The organism is Diaphorobacter sp. B2A2W2, assembly GCF_056730635.1.
In genome coordinates this window covers 33,978-53,177 of record NZ_JBWZOR010000004.1, presented here as the reverse complement: position 1 = coordinate 53,177, position 19,200 = coordinate 33,978, and the positions used below count along the sequence as shown (strand labels likewise).

The 19,200-nt window shown below is 68.3% G+C and carries 18 protein-coding genes; 9 read left to right on the top strand and 9 right to left on the bottom strand.

Going from position 1 to position 19,200, the window contains the following annotated elements; genetic code table 11:
• Positions 1-17 precede the first annotated feature (17 nt).
• The 8 genes from pyk (at position 18) to AC1PPL_RS08905 (ending at position 9,476) form a co-directional block, all read left to right on the top strand.
• Positions 18-1,454 (top strand): pyruvate kinase, encoded by a 1,437-nt coding sequence (gene pyk, locus AC1PPL_RS08940; protein WP_015914538.1) that lies wholly within the window; start codon positions 18-20, stop codon positions 1,452-1,454.
• Positions 1,455-1,607: 153 nt separating this feature from the next.
• A complete protein-coding gene (gene fba, locus AC1PPL_RS08935) occupies positions 1,608-2,672 on the top strand; it encodes a class II fructose-bisphosphate aldolase (protein WP_123675542.1) in 1,065 nt (354 codons plus the stop codon).
• Positions 2,673-2,883: 211 nt separating this feature from the next.
• Complete coding sequence (locus tag AC1PPL_RS08930; protein WP_287804080.1) at positions 2,884-3,999, top strand: Re/Si-specific NAD(P)(+) transhydrogenase subunit alpha; 1,116 nt, start codon at positions 2,884-2,886, stop codon at positions 3,997-3,999.
• 23 nt (positions 4,000-4,022) lie between these two features.
• The gene (locus AC1PPL_RS08925) at positions 4,023-4,742 is read left to right on the top strand and encodes a hypothetical protein (RefSeq protein ID WP_479973099.1); all 720 of its coding nucleotides are present in this window, start codon (positions 4,023-4,025) and stop codon (positions 4,740-4,742) included.
• 48 nt (positions 4,743-4,790) lie between these two features.
• Positions 4,791-5,120 carry an NAD(P) transhydrogenase subunit alpha part 2 gene (locus AC1PPL_RS08920; RefSeq protein WP_015914535.1) on the top strand — a complete coding sequence of 110 codons (330 nt, stop codon included), beginning with the start codon at positions 4,791-4,793 and terminating at the stop codon, positions 5,118-5,120.
• A gap of 11 nt (positions 5,121-5,131) precedes the next feature.
• On the top strand, positions 5,132-6,556 hold the full coding sequence (locus AC1PPL_RS08915) for an NAD(P)(+) transhydrogenase (Re/Si-specific) subunit beta (RefSeq protein WP_479973098.1): 1,425 nt from the start codon (positions 5,132-5,134) through the stop codon (positions 6,554-6,556).
• Between the two features lie 130 nt (positions 6,557-6,686).
• A complete protein-coding gene (locus AC1PPL_RS08910; protein ID WP_015914533.1) occupies positions 6,687-8,366 on the top strand; it encodes a long-chain-fatty-acid--CoA ligase in 1,680 nt (559 codons plus the stop codon).
• Between the two features lie 354 nt (positions 8,367-8,720).
• A complete protein-coding gene (locus AC1PPL_RS08905; protein WP_479973097.1) occupies positions 8,721-9,476 on the top strand; it encodes a 5'-methylthioadenosine/adenosylhomocysteine nucleosidase in 756 nt (251 codons plus the stop codon).
• A 213-nt stretch (positions 9,477-9,689) separates the two neighbouring features.
• Here the strand turns inward: AC1PPL_RS08905 and corA are convergent, their stop codons facing one another.
• The 9 genes from corA to tsaB all read right to left on the bottom strand — a co-directional run bounded on the left by corA (position 9,690) and on the right by tsaB (position 17,526).
• Positions 9,690-10,676, bottom strand: a complete 987-nt coding sequence (gene corA / locus AC1PPL_RS08900; protein ID WP_015914531.1) for a magnesium/cobalt transporter CorA — start codon at positions 10,674-10,676, stop codon at positions 9,690-9,692.
• Positions 10,677-10,906: 230 nt separating this feature from the next.
• The gene (locus AC1PPL_RS08895) at positions 10,907-11,206 is read right to left on the bottom strand and encodes a hypothetical protein (protein WP_135147942.1); all 300 of its coding nucleotides are present in this window, start codon (positions 11,204-11,206) and stop codon (positions 10,907-10,909) included.
• Positions 11,207-11,235: 29 nt separating this feature from the next.
• Positions 11,236-11,490, bottom strand: coding sequence for a sulfur carrier protein ThiS (gene thiS, locus AC1PPL_RS08890; protein WP_479973096.1), 255 nt, complete (start codon positions 11,488-11,490; stop codon positions 11,236-11,238).
• An 89-nt stretch (positions 11,491-11,579) separates the two neighbouring features.
• The gene (locus AC1PPL_RS08885; RefSeq protein ID WP_479973095.1) at positions 11,580-12,872 is read right to left on the bottom strand and encodes an NAD(P)/FAD-dependent oxidoreductase; all 1,293 of its coding nucleotides are present in this window, start codon (positions 12,870-12,872) and stop codon (positions 11,580-11,582) included.
• Between the two features lie 123 nt (positions 12,873-12,995).
• Positions 12,996-14,843, bottom strand: coding sequence for an aldehyde ferredoxin oxidoreductase family protein (locus AC1PPL_RS08880; protein WP_088888177.1), 1,848 nt, complete (start codon positions 14,841-14,843; stop codon positions 12,996-12,998).
• Positions 14,844-14,883: 40 nt separating this feature from the next.
• A complete protein-coding gene (locus AC1PPL_RS08875; RefSeq protein WP_479973094.1) occupies positions 14,884-15,378 on the bottom strand; it encodes a 4Fe-4S dicluster domain-containing protein in 495 nt (164 codons plus the stop codon).
• Between the two features lie 194 nt (positions 15,379-15,572).
• Positions 15,573-16,346, bottom strand: coding sequence for a uracil-DNA glycosylase family protein (locus AC1PPL_RS08870; RefSeq protein WP_015914525.1), 774 nt, complete (start codon positions 16,344-16,346; stop codon positions 15,573-15,575).
• Positions 16,343-16,819 (bottom strand): ribosomal protein S18-alanine N-acetyltransferase, encoded by a 477-nt coding sequence (gene rimI / locus AC1PPL_RS08865; RefSeq protein WP_011807026.1) that lies wholly within the window; start codon positions 16,817-16,819, stop codon positions 16,343-16,345. The genes AC1PPL_RS08870 and rimI overlap by 4 nt, the downstream gene beginning before the upstream one ends.
• Positions 16,816-17,526 (bottom strand): tRNA (adenosine(37)-N6)-threonylcarbamoyltransferase complex dimerization subunit type 1 TsaB, encoded by a 711-nt coding sequence (gene tsaB / locus AC1PPL_RS08860; RefSeq protein WP_287965826.1) that lies wholly within the window; start codon positions 17,524-17,526, stop codon positions 16,816-16,818. Before tsaB ends, rimI begins: the two co-directional genes overlap by 4 nt.
• A gap of 50 nt (positions 17,527-17,576) precedes the next feature.
• Here tsaB and dacB point away from each other — a divergent pair, with 50 nt between their 5' ends.
• A complete protein-coding gene (gene dacB / locus AC1PPL_RS08855) occupies positions 17,577-19,058 on the top strand; it encodes a D-alanyl-D-alanine carboxypeptidase/D-alanyl-D-alanine endopeptidase (RefSeq protein WP_479973093.1) in 1,482 nt (493 codons plus the stop codon).
• Positions 19,059-19,200: the final 142 nt, after the last annotated feature.

The following is a 19,200-nucleotide window of genomic DNA, read 5'->3' as shown; positions in this document are numbered from 1 at the left end:
GGAAAAGAGACACCCCCATGCAGATCCGCCGCGCCACCAAGATCGTTGCCACCCTGGGCCCCGCCTCCAGCGACCCGCAACTGCTGGAGCAGATGATCGCGGCGGGCGTGAACGTGGTGCGCCTGAACTTCAGCCACGGCAAGGCGCAGGACCATGTGGAGCGCGCCGCCATGGTGCGCGAGGCCGCCCAGCGCGCCGGGCGCGAGGTCGCCATCATGGCCGACCTGCAGGGGCCGAAGATTCGCGTGGGCAAGTTTGCCGAAGGACGGGTGATGCTGGAGCCGGGCCTGCCTTTCGTGCTGGACGCGTCGCGCAGCGAGCCCGGCGATCTGCAGGGCGTGGGCCTGGACTACAAGGAACTTCCCCGCGACGTGAAGCCCGGCGACGTGCTGCTGCTGAACGACGGCCTCATCGTGCTGCAGGTGGATGCCGTGCGCGGCGAGGCGGTGTACACCACCGTGAAGATCGGCGGCGAGCTGTCCAACAACAAGGGCATCAACAAGCAGGGGGGAGGCCTCACGGCGCCCGCCCTCACGGCCAAGGACATGGAGGACATCAAGACCGCCATGAGCTTCCAGGCCGACTATGTGGCCGTGAGCTTCCCCAAGAACGCCACCGACATGGAGATGGCGCGCCAGCTGTGCAACGTGGCCGCGGCCGAGTTCCGCCACAAGCCCGGCCTGATCGCGAAGATCGAGCGTGCAGAGGCCGTGCCGCTGCTGGAGGAGATCCTGCGCGTGTCCGACGGCATCATGGTGGCGCGCGGCGACCTGGCCGTGGAGGTGGGCAACGCCGCGGTGCCCGCGCTGCAGAAAAAGATGATCCGCATGGCGCGCGACATGGACAAGGTGGTGATCACCGCGACCCAGATGATGGAGAGCATGATCGCCAACCCCGTGCCCACGCGCGCCGAAGTGAGCGACGTGGCCAACGCCGTGCTGGACGGCACCGACGCCGTGATGCTCAGCGCCGAGACGGCTGCCGGCAAGTACCCGCTGGACACGGTGCGGGAGATGGCCACCATCTGCGCCGCCGCGGAAGCGGCCGAAGACCTGGAGCGCGACTCCGACTTCATCGGCCAGACCCTGGGCCGCATCGACCAGTCCATCGCCATGGGCGCGCTGTTCACGGCGCACCACCTGGGTGCCAAGGCCATCGTGGCGATGACCGACAGCGGCTCCACGGCACTGTGGATGAGCCGCCACCGCATCCACATTCCCATCTATGCATTGACGCCGAAGGTGGCCACGCAGCGGCGCATGGCGATGTTCCGCAACGTGCGCCCGTTGCTCATGGACACCAGCGCCGACCGCGACACTGCGCTGGACCAGGCCGAGAGCCACCTGAAGATGCGCAACATCGTGCAACAGGGCGACCTGTACGTGATCACCTGCGGCGAGCCCATGGGTGCACCCGGCGGCACGAACATGCTCAAGATCTGCCGCGCACGATGAAAGCGCGGTAGCGCATCCTTTCACCCCGTGAACGCAGACGGGGCGATGGGGGGTATTGGGGGCATGGGTCCAGGAAGCGGTAGGGCGGCTAAAATTACGGGTTACCAAGCGGTTACCGCCGCTCATCCATCAACCCTCGAACGGATCCACCCCATGCCTCTCGTCTCGATGCGCGAACTGCTCGATCATGCCGCCGACCACGGCTATGGCATTCCCGCCTTCAACGTCAACAACCTGGAGCAGGTGCAGGCCGTGATGGCCGCTGCCGACGAGGTGGGCGCGCCGGTGATCCTGCAAGCCAGCGCCGGCGCCCGCAAGTACGCCGGCGAGAGCTTTATCAAGCACCTGATCGCCGCCGCTGCTGAGGCGTATCCGCACATCCCCCTGGTCATGCACCAGGACCACGGCACCAGCCCCGCTATCTGCAAGGGCGCGCTGGAGCTGGGCTTCGGCTCGGTGATGATGGACGGCTCGCTGCGCGAAGACGGCAAGACCCCCGCAGACTTCGACTACAACGTGCGCGTCACCCAGGAAGTGGTGGCCATGGCGCACAAGATCGGCGCTACCGTCGAAGGCGAACTGGGCTGCCTGGGCAGCCTGGAGACCGGCGAGGCGGGTGAGGAAGACGGCGTCGGCGCGGCTGGCAAGCTCAGCCACGCCCAGCTGCTCACGGACCCCGAGGAGGCTGCGCAGTTCGTCAAGGCCACGCAACTGGACGCCCTGGCGATCGCCATCGGTACCAGCCATGGGGCCTACAAGTTCTCCCGCCCGCCCACGGGCGATGTGCTGTCGATCCAGCGCGTCAAGGAAATCCACGCGCGCATTCCCAACACCCACCTGGTGATGCATGGCTCGTCCAGCGTGCCGCAGGATCTGCTGGCCCTCATTAACCAGTTTGGCGGCAAGATGAAGGAAACCTACGGCGTGCCCGTGGCCGAGATCCAGGAAGCCATCAAGCACGGCGTGCGCAAGATCAACATCGACACCGATATCCGCTTGGCCATGACCGGGGCGGTGCGCAAGTTCCAGGCCGAGAACCCGGACAAATTCGACATGCGCGAGTGGATGAAGCCCGCGCGCGAAGCCGCCAAGGCCATCTGCAAGCAACGTTACCTGGAGTTTGGCTGCGAGGGCCAGGGCGCGAAGGTGAAGGGCTATCCCCTCGGCGAAATGGCTGCCAAATACGCCAGCGGCGCGCTGCAGCAGGTCGTGAACTGACGCAATGAGGCGCGCGGCGGAGCCGTCTGCCGCCCACGCTTTCCCAAGCCCGGCGCCCCATGGCCGCCGGGCTTTTTCTTTGGCCCCGCTCCGTGCCATGTCGCGCGTGCGTCGAAGGTGTGAAATTCTTCATGTAAGCTCACGGTAAGTAGAAATACGCAATGCTGCGTGGACCAACGCCGTCGGGCGCTCGCGTGCAGGAGGAGATGACATGCTGATAGGTGTGCCCGCCGAAACCCTGGCAGGCGAGACGCGGGTGGCCGCCACGCCAGAAACCGTCAAGAAACTCGTGGCCCAAGGCCACACGGTGCGGGTGCAGTCAGGCGCCGGCGTCTGCGCCAGCGTCACCGATGCCGGCTTTGCCGCCGTGGGAGCCGAGATCACCGACGCGGCCGGCGCCTGGGGCTGCGACCTGGTGCTCAAGGTGCGCGCGCCGCAAGAGTCCGAAGCCGGCCTGCTGCGCCCGGGCAGTACCTTGGTCGGCATGCTGAATCCGTTCGACGCCACTGGTCTGCACCGCCTGGCCGCTGCCGGCGTCACCGCCTATGCACTGGAAGCCGCGCCGCGCACCACGCGCGCGCAGAGCATGGACGTACTCTCCTCGCAGGCCAACATCGCCGGCTACAAGGCCGTGGTGATGGCCGCTGATCGCTACCAGCGCTTCTTTCCCATGCTCATGACTGCGGCGGGCACCGTGAAGGCGGCCCGCGTGGTCATCCTGGGCGTGGGCGTGGCGGGCCTGCAGGCGATTGCCACGGCCAAGCGCCTGGGCGCGGTGATCGAGGCCAGCGATGTGCGCCCCAGCGTCAAGGAGCAGGTGGAGTCGCTGGGCGCGAAGTTCATCGACGTGCCCTACGAAACCGCCGAGGAGAAAGAAGCTGCCGAGGGCGTGGGCGGTTACGCCCGCCCCATGCCGCAAAGCTGGCTGGACCGCCAGAAGGCCGAGGTTGCCAAGCGTGTCGCGCAGGCCGACGTGGTCATCACCACGGCGCTGATCCCCGGCCGCGCCGCGCCGGTGCTGGTCACGCAGGAGATGGTGGAGTCCATGAAGCCCGGCTCCGTCATCGTGGACCTGGCGGCCGCGCAGGGGGGCAACTGCCCGCTGACCCAGCCGGGTCAGACCGTCGTGCACCACGGCGTGACCCTGGTCGGCGAGACCAACCTGCCCGCGCTCGTGGCGGCTGATGCCTCCGCGCTGTACGCGCGCAACGTGCTCGACTTTCTCAAACTCATCATCAACCCCGAAGGCGCCCTGCACCTCAACCGCGATGACGACATCGTGGTGGCCTGCTTGGTGGCGCATGAGGGGGCCGTCACGCGTGCGTGACCCTGTTCTGCCCGCAACTTGGAGTGACTTTCTTGCGTCTTCGTTGGAACCCCTTTGTCCCCGCCATCGCGGCCCTGCTGTCGCTCGTTGCATGCGCGCCAGCGCAGCCGGACCTCGTACGGGTGGGCCGTGCCGAACTGCAGTTGCCCGCGGGCACCTGGCAGCCTTTGGGCGGCAACGCCGAGCAGTTTGACGTCCGCCCCGATGACACCGCGCACGATCTGCCCATGCAGACCCGCGCAGTGGCCCTGCGCGGCCGGGCCAAGGAACCGCTGGCGGTTCTGGTGGTGCAGACCAATGCCAGCAACCACCCGCGCGACACCACGCTGTGGACCGCGGCCTGCCTGCCGCAAAAGGGCGTGCAGGTGGAAGACGCGGCGCGCGGCAGTCCGGTGCGCATCGACTGCCTGCGCTACAAGCGCAGCGCGGGCACCGACGGCTACCTGGCCAGCGCGCGTCCGGCACTTGCCCAGTGGCTGACGCAGCAGCAGGCCGTGCCAGCCAACCCGTATTCCCACGTCTCGTACCGCTACTCCACCCCCGAAGGTGGCTATGTGTCCGTGGATGTGCTGGCCGATCGGCGGTTGCTGCGGCCTACCGTGCGCAACAACGAGGAGTTCCTGCGTGCAGGCCGTCCCGCGCAGGCGTGGATGGAGCAGCTCGCCCAAGCGGCCCGCCAGAGCATCACCATGCTGGACGGCCGTTTCGTCGTGCCCCCGTTTCCCCAGGCCTTGCCCGAATAGCTGTCAATTGGGGCCGTGTAGAGGCCCCCTTTCCGAAGGAGCGTCGAGATGGAGTCGGTTTCGCCCACGCTGATCAACCTGATCATCTTCGTGCTTGCCATCTACGTGGGCTACCACGTGGTCTGGAACGTCACCCCGGCGCTGCACACGCCCTTGATGGCGGTGACCAATGCCATCTCGGCCATCGTCATTGTCGGGGCCATGCTGGCCGCCGCGCTCACCGAAACGCCACTGGGCAAGACCATGGGCGTGCTGGCCGTGGCGCTGGCGGCGGTGAACGTGTTCGGCGGCTTCCTGGTCACCCGGCGCATGCTGGAGATGTTCAAGAAGAAAGAGCGCAAGGCGCCCGCCGAACAAGCGAAAGCAGCTACGAAATAAGGAGCGTTGGCATGAGCATGAACCTTGTCACGCTGCTGTACCTGGTCGCCAGCGTCTGTTTCATCCAGGCGCTCAAAGGCCTGTCGCACCCCACCACGTCGATCCGCGGCAACCTGTTCGGCATGGCGGGCATGGCGATCGCCGTGCTGACCACGGCGGCGCTCATCGTGGAGTTGGCCAGCGACAAGGGCGTGGGCATGACCTACGTGCTGGCCGGCCTGGTGGTGGGCGGTGGCGCGGGCGCGGTGATGGCCCAGCGCGTGGAGATGACCAAGATGCCCGAGCTGGTGGCTTTCATGCACAGCATGATCGGCCTGGCGGCGGTGTTCATCGCCGTGGCGGCCGTGGCCGAGCCCTGGGCCTTCCAGATCGTGGCGCATGGCCAGCCGATCCCGCTGGGCAACCGGCTGGAGCTGTTCCTGGGCGCGGCCATCGGCGCGATCACCTTCAGCGGCTCGGTGATCGCCTTCGGCAAGCTCTCGGGCAAGTACAAGTTCCGCCTGTTCCAGGGCGCGCCGGTGGTCTTCAAGGGGCAGCACCTGCTGAACCTGGTGCTGGGCCTGGCCACCGTCGGCCTGGGGCTGGTGTTCATGTTCACCGAGCGCTGGGATGCCTTCTTCGCCATGCTGGCGCTTGCCTTCGTGATGGGCGTGCTCATCATCATTCCCATCGGCGGCGCCGACATGCCCGTGGTGGTGTCCATGCTCAACAGCTACTCGGGCTGGGCAGCGGCGGGCATCGGCTTCTCGCTGAACAACAGCATGCTCATCATCGCGGGCTCGCTGGTAGGCAGCTCGGGCGCGATCCTGAGCTACATCATGTGCAAGGCCATGAACCGCTCGTTCTTCAACGTGATCCTGGGCGGCTTCGGCGGCGACGCGGCAGCTGCGGCCACGGGCGGCGGCGTGCAGCGCACGGCCAAGAGCGGCAGCGCCGACGATGCGGCCTTCATCCTGAGCCAGTCGGAGACCGTGGTCATCGTCCCCGGCTACGGCCTCGCGGTGGCGCGCGCGCAGCATGCGGTGAAGGAGCTGGCGCAAAAGCTCACCGACAAGGGCATCACCGTCAAGTACGCCATCCATCCGGTGGCGGGCCGCATGCCCGGCCATATGAACGTGCTGCTGGCCGAGGCCGAGGTGCCCTACGACCAGGTGTTCGAGATGGAGGACATCAACGGCGAGTTCGGCCAGGCCGACGTGGCCATCGTGCTGGGCGCCAACGATGTGGTGAACCCCGCCGCCCTGCACAAGGGCAGCCCCATCTACGGCATGCCGATCCTGGAGGCTTACAAGGCCAAGACCGTGATCGTCAACAAGCGCTCCATGGCCGCGGGCTACGCCGGCCTGGACAACGAACTGTTCTACATGGACAAGACCATGATGGTCTTCGGCGACGCCAAGAAGGTGGTCGAAGACATTGGCAAGGCCGTGGAGTAGTGCCGCATCCGCGCATGCCGGCGGGGCCGGCACGCTAGGGTAATTCCAGACGCGCGAAGGCTGCAGGCGCATCCACAATGCGCCGCACTTTGCCGTCATTCGTAACTAGAAGATTCCAGGAGAGACATCTATGACCGATCGCCCATGGCTTGGCGCCTACCCGCAGGGCGTTCCTGCCGACATCGACCCGACGCAGTACACGTCGCTGGTGGAGCTGATGGAGCAGGCCTTCCGCGACTATGCGGACCGCACGGCCTACAGCTTCATGGGCAAGGAGACCAGCTACCGCGAGACGGACGCGCTGAGTCGCCAGTTCGCGGCCTACCTGCAGAGCCTGGGCCTGGTGCGCGGCGACCGCGTGGCGCTCATGATGCCCAACGTGCCGCAGTACCCGATTGCCGTGGCGGCCGTGCTGCGCGCGGGCTTCGTGGTGGTCAACGTGAACCCGCTGTACACCCCGCGCGAACTGGAGCACCAGCTCAAGGACTCGGGTGCCAAGGCCATCGTCATCATCGAGAACTTCGCCGCCACGCTGCAGGCCTGCATCGCCAACACCCCCGTGCAGCACGTGGTGCTGTGCGCCATGGGCGACCGGCTGGGCCTGCTCAAGGGCCTGCTGGTCAACTACGTGGTGCGCAACGTCAAGAAGCTGGTGCCGGCCTACCAGCTTCCCGGCGCAGTGCGCTTCAACGACGCGCTGGCCAAGGGCGCGGGCCTGCAGTTGAACAAGCCGTCTTTGAAGAGCGACGACATCGCACTGCTGCAGTACACCGGCGGCACCACGGGCGTGAGCAAGGGCGCCGTGCTGCTGCACCGCAACGTGATCGCCAACGTGCTGCAGTCCGAGGCCTGGAACAAGCCCGCGACGAGCAAGATCCCCGAAAGCGAGCAGCCCACGGCCGTGTGCGCGCTGCCGCTGTACCACATCTTCGCGTTCACGGTGAACATGATGCTGTCCATGCGCACGGGCGGCAAAACCATCCTCATTCCTAATCCACGCGATCTGCCGGCCGTGCTCAAGGAGCTGTCCAAGCACACGTTCCACAGCTTCCCGGCGGTGAACACGCTGTTCAACGGCCTGGCCAACCATCCCGACTTCAACACGGTCAACTGGAAGAACCTCAAGGTTTCCGTGGGCGGCGGCATGGCTGTGCAGGCGGCCGTGGCCAAGCTCTGGCTGGACAAGACCGGCTGCCCGATCTGCGAAGGCTATGGCCTGTCGGAGACCAGCCCGTCGGCCAGTTGCAACCCGGTCACCGCCACGGAGTTCTCGGGCACCATCGGCGTGCCGTTGCCCAGCACCTCCATGCGCATCCTGGACGACGAGGGGCACGACATCTCCGCCACCGGCCAGGCGGGCGAGATCGCCATCAAGGGCCCGCAGGTCATGGCCGGCTACTGGCAGCGCCCCGACGAGACCGCCAAGGTCATGACCGAGGACGGCTACTTCAAGACCGGCGACATCGGCGTGATGGACGCACGCGGCTACTTCAAGGTGGTGGACCGCAAGAAGGACATGGTGCTGGTCAGCGGCTTCAACGTCTACCCCAACGAGGTGGAGGACGTGGTGGCGCTGATGCCCGGCGTGCTGGAATGCGCGGTGGTGGGCGTGCCCGACGAGAAGACGGGCGAGGCCGTGAAGCTGGTCATCGTCAAGAAGGACCCGGCGCTCACCGAGGCGCAGGTCAAGGACTTCTGCCGGGCCAACCTCACGGGCTACAAGCAGCCCAAGGTGATCGAGTTCCGTACCGAACTGCCCAAGACCCCCGTCGGCAAGATCCTGCGCCGCGAGCTGCGCGACAAGAAATAAGCCGAGAACCCGAAGGCCCCGCGCGGGCTCTTGGGACGTGTTCACGATCTTTTCATAGAGCCCGTTGCCCCGCCAAAGCGGCGGATGCAAGGCGCAAAGCGCAGCCGGGCCGGTGGCCCGGCGAGCATTTGCAACGCCGCAGAGGCCACTTTGGCGGGGCAACCCTGCGGGCAAGACAGCAAAAAGCCGCACTCGTCGTTGCGCACCTTGTCCAGGCCCCCAGCATGGCCTGCGGTGCGCGCCTAGATTGCGGCTTTTTGCTGCCTTGCGGGCTTCATGAAAAGATCGTGAACACGTTCGTACATTCCCCCAGCCGGGATAATCCCGGCTTTTTTACGTCCGGCCCTCACCCTCATGACCACTGCCATCCTCAGCGCCCTGCCCGAAGAGCAGGGCGGCCTCATGCACGCCCTGCAGCAACCTGAGCAACTGCAGCATGCGGGCCGCATCTTCTGGCGCGGCCACCTGCATGGGCAGCCCGTGGTACTGGCACTGTCGGGCATTGGCAAGGTGGCGGCGGCCACCACGGCCGCAGCGCTGGCCGAGCGCTTTGGCGTGGCGCGCATGGTGTTCACCGGCGTGGCCGGCGGCGTGGGCGAGGGCGTGCAAGTGGGCGATGTGGTGGTCGCGCAGGACTACCTGCAGCATGACTTTGATGCCTCGCCCATCTTCCCGCGCTGGGAGGTGCCGGGCTACGGCCGTGCGCGCATGGACTGCGATGCGGCGCTGAATGCTCTGCTTTTGGAAGCTGCTCGCGCTTACCTGGCGGACGCTGGAGCCCATTTCGTTGCTGATCTTCCCAACGCTGCGCGCGCCCCGCAGGTGCACCACGGCCTGATGGCCAGCGGCGACCGCTTCGTCTCCACGGCGCAGGAATCCAGCGCGTTGCGCGCGGCGCTGCTGGCGTCGGACCACGACGTGCTGGCCGTGGAGATGGAAGGCGCCGCCGTGGCCCAGGTCTGCCGCGACTACGGCCTGCCGTTTGCGGCGGTGCGCACCATCTCCGACCGCGCGGACGACAGTGCGCATGTCGACTTCGCCCACTTCGTGCAGAACGTGGCGAGCCGCTATGCCGACCACATCGTGCAGCGCTTCGTGCAGATGCTCTGAAAACAGGAGCTATCAGCGCTTGCTATATAAGCGCTAGAGGCCAATTTCTTCAAAATTGGCACACGCCTCGACAGTCCGATGGCCGCGGAGCAGGCCGCCCCAGCGGACGCCGTGGAACGGGCTTCGCCAGGCCACCGGCGTCGTCCCCCTTCCCGCAGCGCGCAGCGGTGCGAGAGAAGGGGGAAGCGGCGCAGCCGCTCAGGGGGATGCTCCCTACTTCAACCAGCCCCGCTTGCGGAAGTACAGCATCGGCCCCAGCGCGCTGGCCACCATCAGCGCCAGCACGTAGGGGTAGCCGTACTGCCAGTCCAGCTCGGGCATGAACTTGAAGTTCATGCCGTAGACGCTGGCGATCAGCGTCGGCGGCAGCAGCGCCACGCTGGCCACGGAGAAGATCTTGATGATCTTGTTCTGGTTGATGTTGATGAAACCGACCGTGGCGTCCATCAGGAAGTTGATCTTGTCGAACAGGAAGGCCGTGTGGCTGTCCAGCGACTCGATGTCGCGCAGGATCTGGCGCGCGTCCTCGAACTGCTCGGAGCTGAGCATGCGGCTGCGCATCATGAAGCTTACCGCGCGGCGCGTGTCCATCACGTTGCGGCGGATGCGGCCGTTCAAGTCCTCCTGCCGCGCAATGGCCGCCAGCACCTCGCCGGCGCGAGCGTCGGTCACGTTGCCGGCCAGCACCTGGGTGCTCACCTCTTCCAGGTCGTCGTAGATGCCCTCCAGCGTGTCGGCGGAATACTCGGCATCCGTGTCGAAGAGGCTCAGCAGCACGTCCTTGGCATCGTCGATCAGGCCGGGGGCGCGGCGTGCGCGCATGCGCAGCAGGCGAAAGACGGGGATGTCCTCGTCGTGGATGGAAAACAGCACGCCCTTGCTCTTGAGGGTGTCGTTGACCAGGTTCAGGATGAAGGCCACGCGGGCCGAGGCGGGCTCGTCGTCCACATCCACCAGAAAGTCGCTGCGGATGTGCAGCTCGCCGTTGTCTTCCTCGTAAAAGCGCGCGGACTCTTCGATGTCCTCGTCCATCGCATCTTCGGGGATGGACAGGCCGTAGTGCTGCTTGATCCAGCGCTTTTCTTCCAGCGTGGGGGACTCCAGGTCCACCCAGATCGGCTGAAAGCGCGCCAGCTCTTCCAGGGACTCGATTTCTTCCTGGACGAGCCGGCCGTTGGCGAGCGTAAAGATGTTGAGCATGGCTCACTCTCCCGGTTGTCTTGTGGCGTCTGCAAAAGGGGCGGGGGGCGCTTTCAGTCCCTTCGGCATGTCAATGGGCCGGGAGGCTGAAAGCTACCAACTAGGGTAGGTTTCCACGGAGCTGTCTCCATACGTTGTGCAAGACGGGAATTATCGCATCCGCTCCCCAATGGAACACCGCCGCATGACACGTTCTTGGCGCCTTTTCGGGGGAAAGGCGCCGCACCGCATCACCCCCCGCCGCGGTGCGTGTGCAGGTCCAGGTGCCGCATGAAAGCCTGGCGCTCGGCGGGCGGGACGCCGTCGAACGCGAAGTGCAGGTGCAGCGTGGGCAGGCGCAGCAGCGCGATCTGGCGCGCAGGCCCCGGCGCCCAGTGCAGCGTGAGCGCGCCCCCCGCGAGCGCGATGCGTACCTGGGCGTCGCCCTGTGCGGCCCAGTCATGCCCCGCCAGCGCCCGCTGCAGCAGCCGCTGCCATTCGGCGGGCGCGCAGCTCATGTCGCGCGTGAAGTGGTCAGGCCAATCGCTCAAAAGGTGCGGGGAGGGTAGGAGGCTGCGATTCAGCCGCCGGCGATCGGCGGCCAGATGGCGAGCGCGTCGCCCTCGTGCAGCGTGGTGGTGTGGCGCGCCGCGGGGGCGATGTAGCGGCCGTTGACCAGCACCAAGTGCACCATGTCCGGCGGCAGGCGGAAAGGCGCGATGATCTGGCTGATGCTCTGCGTGGGGGCGACTTCCAGCGCCATCTGGTTGCCTGGGCGCACCTCGGGCGGCAGGTAGTCGGTGAGCGAGGCAAAGAGCTTGAAAGTGATGCGCATGTGCCTATCCGGTTTTCATGCCAAATCAGCCGTTTGCACTTGTGGTGTAAGCGCTGGCAGCTACTTCTAGCATAGCAAATTCCCTGGCCTCAGCGCCGGCGCGCGTCCTGTGCGCCGCTCCAGTTCCCCTGCGCCTGGGCGCAGGCCAGGTAGGCCTCCATCAGCCGCGTGGGGTCGCGGCGCAGGTGGTCCTTCCAGGGGCCCAGGCGCACCTGGCCTTCCACCAGGCCGCGCATGGCGCCCACGTGCTGCGTCATGCCCACGGAGTTGCAGCCGATGAGCCGGTCGCCCTCGAACTGCAGGCTCAGGTGTTTGCCGGCCGCCGCGTCGGTCAGCGCCACCTGTTCGCCGCCGGGCACGCCCTGCCAGTTGCCGAAGCTGGTGGAGATGAGCCCCAGCGTGTCCAGCACGTTGATCTGCGTGACCACCGCCAGCGCCGCGGGAAGCCCCAGCATGTTGAGCGCCGCCACGCGCGCCTGCTCGGCCGCGTTGGGCTGGATGGCGCTGACCACGGTCTTGCGCGTGAAGGGGTCGAACGCCTCGGCGCAGTCGCCCGCGGCATAGATGCCGGGCACGTTGGTCTGCATGCGCTCGTCGGTCAACACGCCCTGCAGGCAGGTGATGCCACTGCCCGCCAGAAAGCCGATGGCCGGGCGCACGCCCGTGGCGCTGATGACGAGGTCGGCATCCAGCACCCTGCCGCCCGACAGGTGCACACGCAGCGCGTCGCCGCTGCCTTCACCTTGTGCGCGGTCGATGCGCTCGACCTTGTGGCCCGTGAACACCTGCACGCCCTGGCGCTCGCACCAGTCGCGGATCATGCCGCCGGCCACCGCGCCCATCATGCGCGGGACCATGCGGTCGCCCATCTCGACCACGCTGAGCCGCACGCCGCGCTTTTGCAACGCCTCCATGATGATGCAACCGATGAAGCCCGCGCCCATTTGCAGCACGCGCGCGCCGGGCCGGGCGCGCGCGGCGATGGCGCGCGCATCGGCCAGCGTCCAGCAGGTCTGCACGCCCGGCAGATCCAGCCCGGGGATGGGCGGGCGCACGGGGTGGGAGCCGGTGGCGATGAGCAGCCGGTCGAAAGCCAGCGTGACGCCACCCTCCAGCGTGACGGTGCGGGCCTGCACATCCACGCCCGCGGCGCGCGCGCTCAGGCGGTCGATGCGCTGCTGTGCGAAGTGGTCGGCGCGCTTGCGCAGGTAGGTGCCGCGCTCGTCGATGTCGCCCACCAGCAGGTAGGGGATGGCCATGCGCGAGTAGGGCGGCTCGGCCTCGTCGCCCACGAGGGTGATGCGGTCGCCCGGCGCATGCTTGCGCAGGGTTTCCGCGGCGATGACGCCGGCCGGGCCGGCCCCGAGGATCAGGTGGTGCATAGGGATGCTCGGTTGCTGCAGTATTAATAGCTGCTAACGCAGAATGGGTAAGCGCTGCATGCCGATTTGCCTCTTATCCTTGCGCCGCGGGCGGGCCCCTGCCGTGGCCCGCGGCAGGTGGCCTCACAGTCCCAGGCGCGCGCGCGTTTCGGGTGTGGGCCGGCCTTCGGGGTCCCAGCCGCGCACGGCGTAGTACTTGGGCAGCATTTCGGGCAGGTGGCTCACCGTGCCCTTGGAGCCGCCGGTCTTGGCCGCCTCGGTCAGCAGGCGCCGGGGCAGGCTGTCGTCGGCCTTGGTGAAGCCGGCGGCGTTGTTGAACTCGCGCTCCATGTTCCAGATGCGCTCGCCGATCTTCTCCAGCTCCGGCACCGTGAAGCCTTCGTCGCACGCCGCCTGCAGTTGGGGGGCGAGGTCGGGCAGGCTCCAGGCGAAGGTGGTGAAGATGCACACGCCGGCCGAGTCAAACGCCGCCGTCGCGTCCTGGAAGGCCTTGACCAGCTCGGGCTTGCCCTCGGTGGCCGTGGGCTCGGTCTTGACGGGGATGCCCAGGATCTCGGACGCGATGGTGTAGCCGCGCAGGTGGCAGCCGCCGCGGTTGCTGGTGGCGTAGGCCAGGCCGATGCCCTGGATGGCGCGGCCGTCGTAGGCGGGGAACTCCTGGCCCTTGGAGGACATGGACAAATCAGGATGGCCGTACTTGGTGCACAGGCGCTTGGAGCCCTGCCCCACCTCCTTGCCAAAGCCGCGGCCGTGGATGGTTTCTTCGGCCAGGAAGGCCAGCGCCTTGGCCGAGCCGAAGGGCGCCTCGATGCCGATCTGCTCGCGGGTGAGCACGCCCATTTCGTACAGCTCCATCACCGCGCCCACGGTGGCGCCGAAGCTGATGGGGTCGATCCCCTGCTCGTTGCACAGCAGGTTCACGTACTGCAGGCATTCCAGGTCGTTCACGCCGTTGGCCGCGCCCAGGGCCCAGGCGGCCTCGTATTCCAGGCCGCCGCTGGCGCCCCAGTACTGCGGCTTGTTGACCACGGTGAAGTGCGTCTCGTCGATCTTGCTGATGCGCCCGCAGGCGATGGTGCAGCCAAAGCACGCCTGGTTGGTCACCAGGTGCTTCTTGCCGTCGCTGGCGCGCGGCGTGGCCATGGCCTCGGCGGAGATGTCCTTGGCGCCTTCGAACTGCACGTCGCGGTGGTTGCGCGTGGGCAGGGCACCCACCTCGTTGATCACGTTCATCAGCACCTGCGTGCCGTAGGTGGGCAGGCCCTGGCCGGTGACGGCGTTGTCGTGCAGGATCTTCTTGCGCGCGAAGGTCTCGGCCATGAAGGCCTTGGGATCGCGGATGTTGCCCACGCCCTTGGTGCCGCGCACGGCGATGGCCTTGAGGTTCTTGCTGCCCATGACCGCGCCCACGCCCGAGCGGCCCGCGGCGCGGTGCAGGTCATTGACCACGGCGGCGAACAGCACCTGGTTCTCGCCCGCGCGGCCGATGCCGGAGATGCGCGTGAGCGGGTCCTGCAGCGTGGTCTTGAGGTGCTCCTCGGTCTCCCACACGCTCTTGCCCCAGAGGTCGGCGGCGTCGCGCAGCTCGGCCACGTCGTCGTTGATGTACAGGTACACGGGCTTGGGGGACTTGCCCTCGAAGATGACCATGTCCCAGCCGGCCATCTTCAGCTCGGCACCCCAGTAGCCGCCCGAGTTGGAGCAGGCGATGGCACCGGTGAGCGGCCCCTTGGTGATGACGGTATAGCGCCCGCCCGTGGAGGCCATGGTGCCCGTGAGCGGACCCGTGGCCCAGATGATCTTGTTGTCCGGCGACAGCGGGTCGACCTGGGGGTCGATCTCGCTGACCAGGTACTTGGTGCCCAGGCCGCGCGAACCCAGGTACTGGCGTGCCCAGTCCATGTTCAGCGGCTCGGGGGTAACGGTGCCCGCGCTCAGGTTGACGCGCAGAATCTTGCCAGCCCAGGACATGATGTGTGCTCCTTGATTGATAGCTGCTAGCGCTTGGTGGTCAAGCGCCAGCGGGCTGATTGGCTTGATTGCCCAGCTTGTCGGCCCACTGTTTCATGCGCTCCAGGCCGGTCCAGTTGGCGTCGATGTAGGTGATGGCCGTGGTCGGGCAGGCCTCCACGCAGGCTGGGCCCTCGGCGCGGTCGTGGCAGAGGTCGCACTTTTGCACCTTGCCGGTGTCGGCCACGTAGTTGATGGTGCCGAAGGGGCAGGCGATGGTGCAGACCTTGCAGCCCACGCAGATGGACTCGGACACGATCTTGGCGCCGCTCAGCTTGTCCACCGTGATCGCCTCCACCGGGCAGGCGTGCAGGCACCAGGCCTCGTCGCATTGGGTGCAGGTGTAGGGCACCTTCTTGCCCGTGGTATGGAAGTCGAACACCTTGATGCGCGACTTGGCGGTGGCGTAGACGCCGTAATTCTCGAAAGAGCAGGCCATCTCGCACTGCAGGCAGCCGGTGCACTTGTCGGCGTTGATGTGCAACACCTTTTGCATGAATGTCTCCTTGGGTACCGGCGCCCAGGGCAGGGGACGCCTTGCCTATGAAAAGATTTGCATAGGTATTGTGGGCAGCCCAGGGGAGGGGACTTGCAGAGGGGAAACCCGCGTCGGGTATTGGGTGCACGCCATACCCCGCCAGGCGCGTGCCGGGCGGGCCGTCCGGTCGCGGCGGATCAGGGTGCGGCGGGTCAGGGTGCGGTGCTGCGCCGCACCAGGGCCAGCGCGCGGCACAGGTCGGCCCAGGCGGCGGCCTTGGCATCGGGTGCGCGCAGCAGGTAGGCCGGGTCGTAGCTCACCACGGCGGGCGTGCCGTCTGGCAGGTGGTGCGCGGTGGCGCGCAGGCGCCCCAGGGGCTCGCGGCTGCCCAGCACCACGCGCGCCGCGCCCAGGCCCAGCACCAGCACCAGGGAGGGGCGCAGCGTCTGCAGCGCCTGTTGCAGGCCGGCGGCGGGCTCCAGCCCCTCGGCGGTCAGGCCCGGCGCGTGCCGGTTCAGCGTGGCGACGAAGGTGCGCGGGTGCCGGTGCAGGCGCATGGCGCGCAGCATGTTGTCCAGCAGGCGGCCGCTGTCGCCCGCCAGCGGCTCGGCCGGCGTGGGGCTTTCCAGCACCACCAGCCAGCCGGCACCCAGTTCGGGCGGAATGGCCTGGGGGTCGGCCTGCGGGTACAGCGCCACGGGCGCGCGCAGCAGCAGGCCGGTGGGCGCGGCGCCGGCCGTGCGCGGCTCGGACGCGGGTGCGGCAGGGGCAGCGGCATGCGCAGGCTGGCGCGGGGCGGATGGCGCGGCTGGCGTGGGTTGCGCGTGCAGCACGGGGGTGGGCGCGGCAGCGGATGCGATGGCCGCTTCCGCTTGCGCAGGCGCGGCCACTGGGGGCGGCAGCGGGCGTGCCGGCGGCGGCGCCCAGACGGTGACGCCCATCTCTTGCAGCATGGCGCGTTGGCGCGCGTCCAGGGACAGGCTCATAGCAGCAGGCTCATCACCACGGCGTCCTCGCGCTCGCCGTCCGCGGCGGGGTAGTAGCGCTTGCGCTCGCCCACACGGCGGTAGCCGTGGACTTCATAGATGCGCCGCGCGCGCTCGTTGCTCGCGCGCACCTCCAGCCACAGCCATTGCGCGCCCTGGCCGCGCGCCCACACGGCCAGCGCGTCCAGCATCACATGGGCCCAGCCCTGGCGCTGGAAGGCGGGCGCCACGGTGATGTTGAGCAGGTGCACCTCGTCCACGCCGCGCATGGCGACGAAGTAGCCCAGGATCTGTCCATCGGCCACGAGCAACTGGGCCTGGTAGCCGGCGGCCATGGCGTCGATGAAGTTGCCGCGTGTCCAGGGATGGCTATAGGCGCTGTTCTCGATGGCCAGGAGCGCATCCAGCCGCGCGGGCGTCAGCGGCTCAAAGGCGGCTTCGAAGGCGTGGGGGGGCTGGACGATGGCGCTCATGTCTGGGGGGCCGGCGCGGCTTGGCGGGCGGCTTCTCGCTCGGCGGTGGTTTGCGCCACTTTATCGCGGATGTAGCGCGGCAGCGCTGCATCGGCCGACACGCCCGCGCCCGCCGCCAGCAGCGCCGGTGCCAGCCGCAGCAGGGCCGCCGCCGTAGGCAGGGCGTGCATGTGCGGGGCCTGCGGCGCGAGGCGCTCGCCGTAGGCGGCGCGGGCATTGCCGGCGACCGTCCAGCCATCCGCCACGGCCAGGGCCTCGGGCGCCAGCAGCTGGAAGTCCTGCGGCACCTGCCAGCGGCCGTCGGCCTGCCACTCAAAGGGTGCCGCGTAGACCTCGTTCATACGGGCGTCCAGCGTCGCCACCACCCGCGTGCAGCCGTGCTGCGCGCGGGCTTCTTCGGCCACGGCGAGCAGCGTGTCCACCGGCAGCACGGGCACGCCCTGCCCCCCGCGCGCGCCAAAGGCCAGGCCCTGGGCCACCGCGCACGCGGTGCGCAGCCCCGTGAACGAGCCCGGGCCGCGCCCGAACACCACGGCGTCCAGCTGATCGAACGACAGTCCGGCCTGCGCGAGCAGGTCGCGGATGGCCGGGATCAGCGTGGCCGAGGCCTGTGCGCCGCCGGCGCCGCTGTGCTGCCACACGCGCGCGCCGTGTTGCACGGCGATGGACAGCGCGTCGGTACTGGTGTCGAAGGCAAGCAGGTTCATGGAGGGCGTGATTATCGGCTGCGCGCCAAGCCATGGCGGGGCGGGCGGCCATGGCGCCCCCTAAACTCGCCGCCATGTCGTTTTCTTTCCTTGGGCAGGCCCGCCGCCTGCGCTGTGCGGCGGGGTGGGCGCTGGCCCTGGCCTTCCTGACGCCCTGGGCGGGCGCCCAGCCTGTGCCCGCCGATGCATCGGCCTTGCCCCCTTCCGTCGAGGCCGCGCTGCAGCGCGCCAAGGTGCCGCGCGAAGCACTCTCCGCCTTGGTGGTGGAGGTCGAGGGGCGCCAGCCGCGCCTGGCCCACCGCGCCGATGCGCCCGCCAACCCGGCCTCGGTCATGAAGCTGGTCACGACGTATGCGGCGCTGGACCTGCTGGGGCCGGCATTCACCTGGGAGACGCCCGTGTACCTGGACGCCGCGCCCCAGGGCGGCAGCCTGCGCGGCAACGTGTACATCAAGGGGCAGGGCGACCCCAAGCTGGTGGTGGAGCGCCTGTGGTTGCTCATGCGCCGCCTGCGTGCGACGGGGGTCGAGGTGATCCTGGGCGACATCGTGCTGGACCGCAGCGCCTTCGCGCTGCCGGCGCACGATCCGGCGCTGTTCGACGGCGAGCCCTGGCGCCCCTACAACGCCGCGCCCGACGCGCTGCTGCTCAACTACAAGGCGGTGTCCATCGGCTTCGTGCCGGATCTGGCGGCCGGCGTGGCGCGGCTGCGCTATGAGCCGCCGCTGGCCCAGGTGGAACTGCCCGCCACCGTGCCGCTGGCGGCGCAGGGCGCGGCCTGCGGCGATTGGCGTGCAGGGCTGCGGGCGGATTTCGCGGACCCTGCGCGCATCGCCTTCCAGGGCGTGTACCCGGCGGCCTGCGGCGAACGCGAGTGGTCCATCGCACCGGCCGACCCGGGCGGCTACGCGGCGCGCGCCGTGGAAGGCATGTGGCGCGAACTGGGCGGCAAGCTCACCGGCCGCGTGCGCGACGGCAAGGTGCCCGCGGGGCTGGCGCCGGCATTCGGCAGTACCTCGCCGCCGTTGTCGGAGGTGGTGCGCGACATCAACAAGTACAGCAACAACGTCATGACGCAGCAGGTGTTTTTGACGCTGGGGCTGCAAAAAGCCGGCGCAGGCAGCTTCGACCAGGCGCGCAGCGTGCTCGCACAGTGGTGGCGCCAGCGCCTGGGCGCCGCCGAGATGCCGGTGGTGGACAACGGCGCCGGCTTGAGCCGCGAGGCGCGCGTGAGCGCGCGGGCGCTTGCGCGCATGCTGCAGCATGCCTGGGCGTCGCCGGTGATGCCGGAATTCATGGCATCGCTGCCCATTGCCGGGGTGGACGGGACGCTGCGCCGCCGCCAGGGCCAGGCTGCGGGCTTCGCGCACCTCAAGACGGGTGCGCTGCGCGACGTGGTGGCGCTGGCCGGCTATGTGCATGCCGCGGGCGGCCGGCGCTACGTGCTGGTGGGCTTCGTCAACCATCCAAATGCTTCCGCGGCACGCCCGGCCCTGGACGCGCTGGTGGACTGGGCCGCGAGCGACCGCTGAGCCGGCGCAGCCGCCGTCCGCCATCGAACGCCCGGGCCGGCCCACCGGCAGACGTGTCGTGCTGCCCGCGCGGCGCGGCGGGATGCCTCCGATGTTGGTATTTACCCGCAGACGGCCTGTCGCGCTTCATCGGTAATATTCC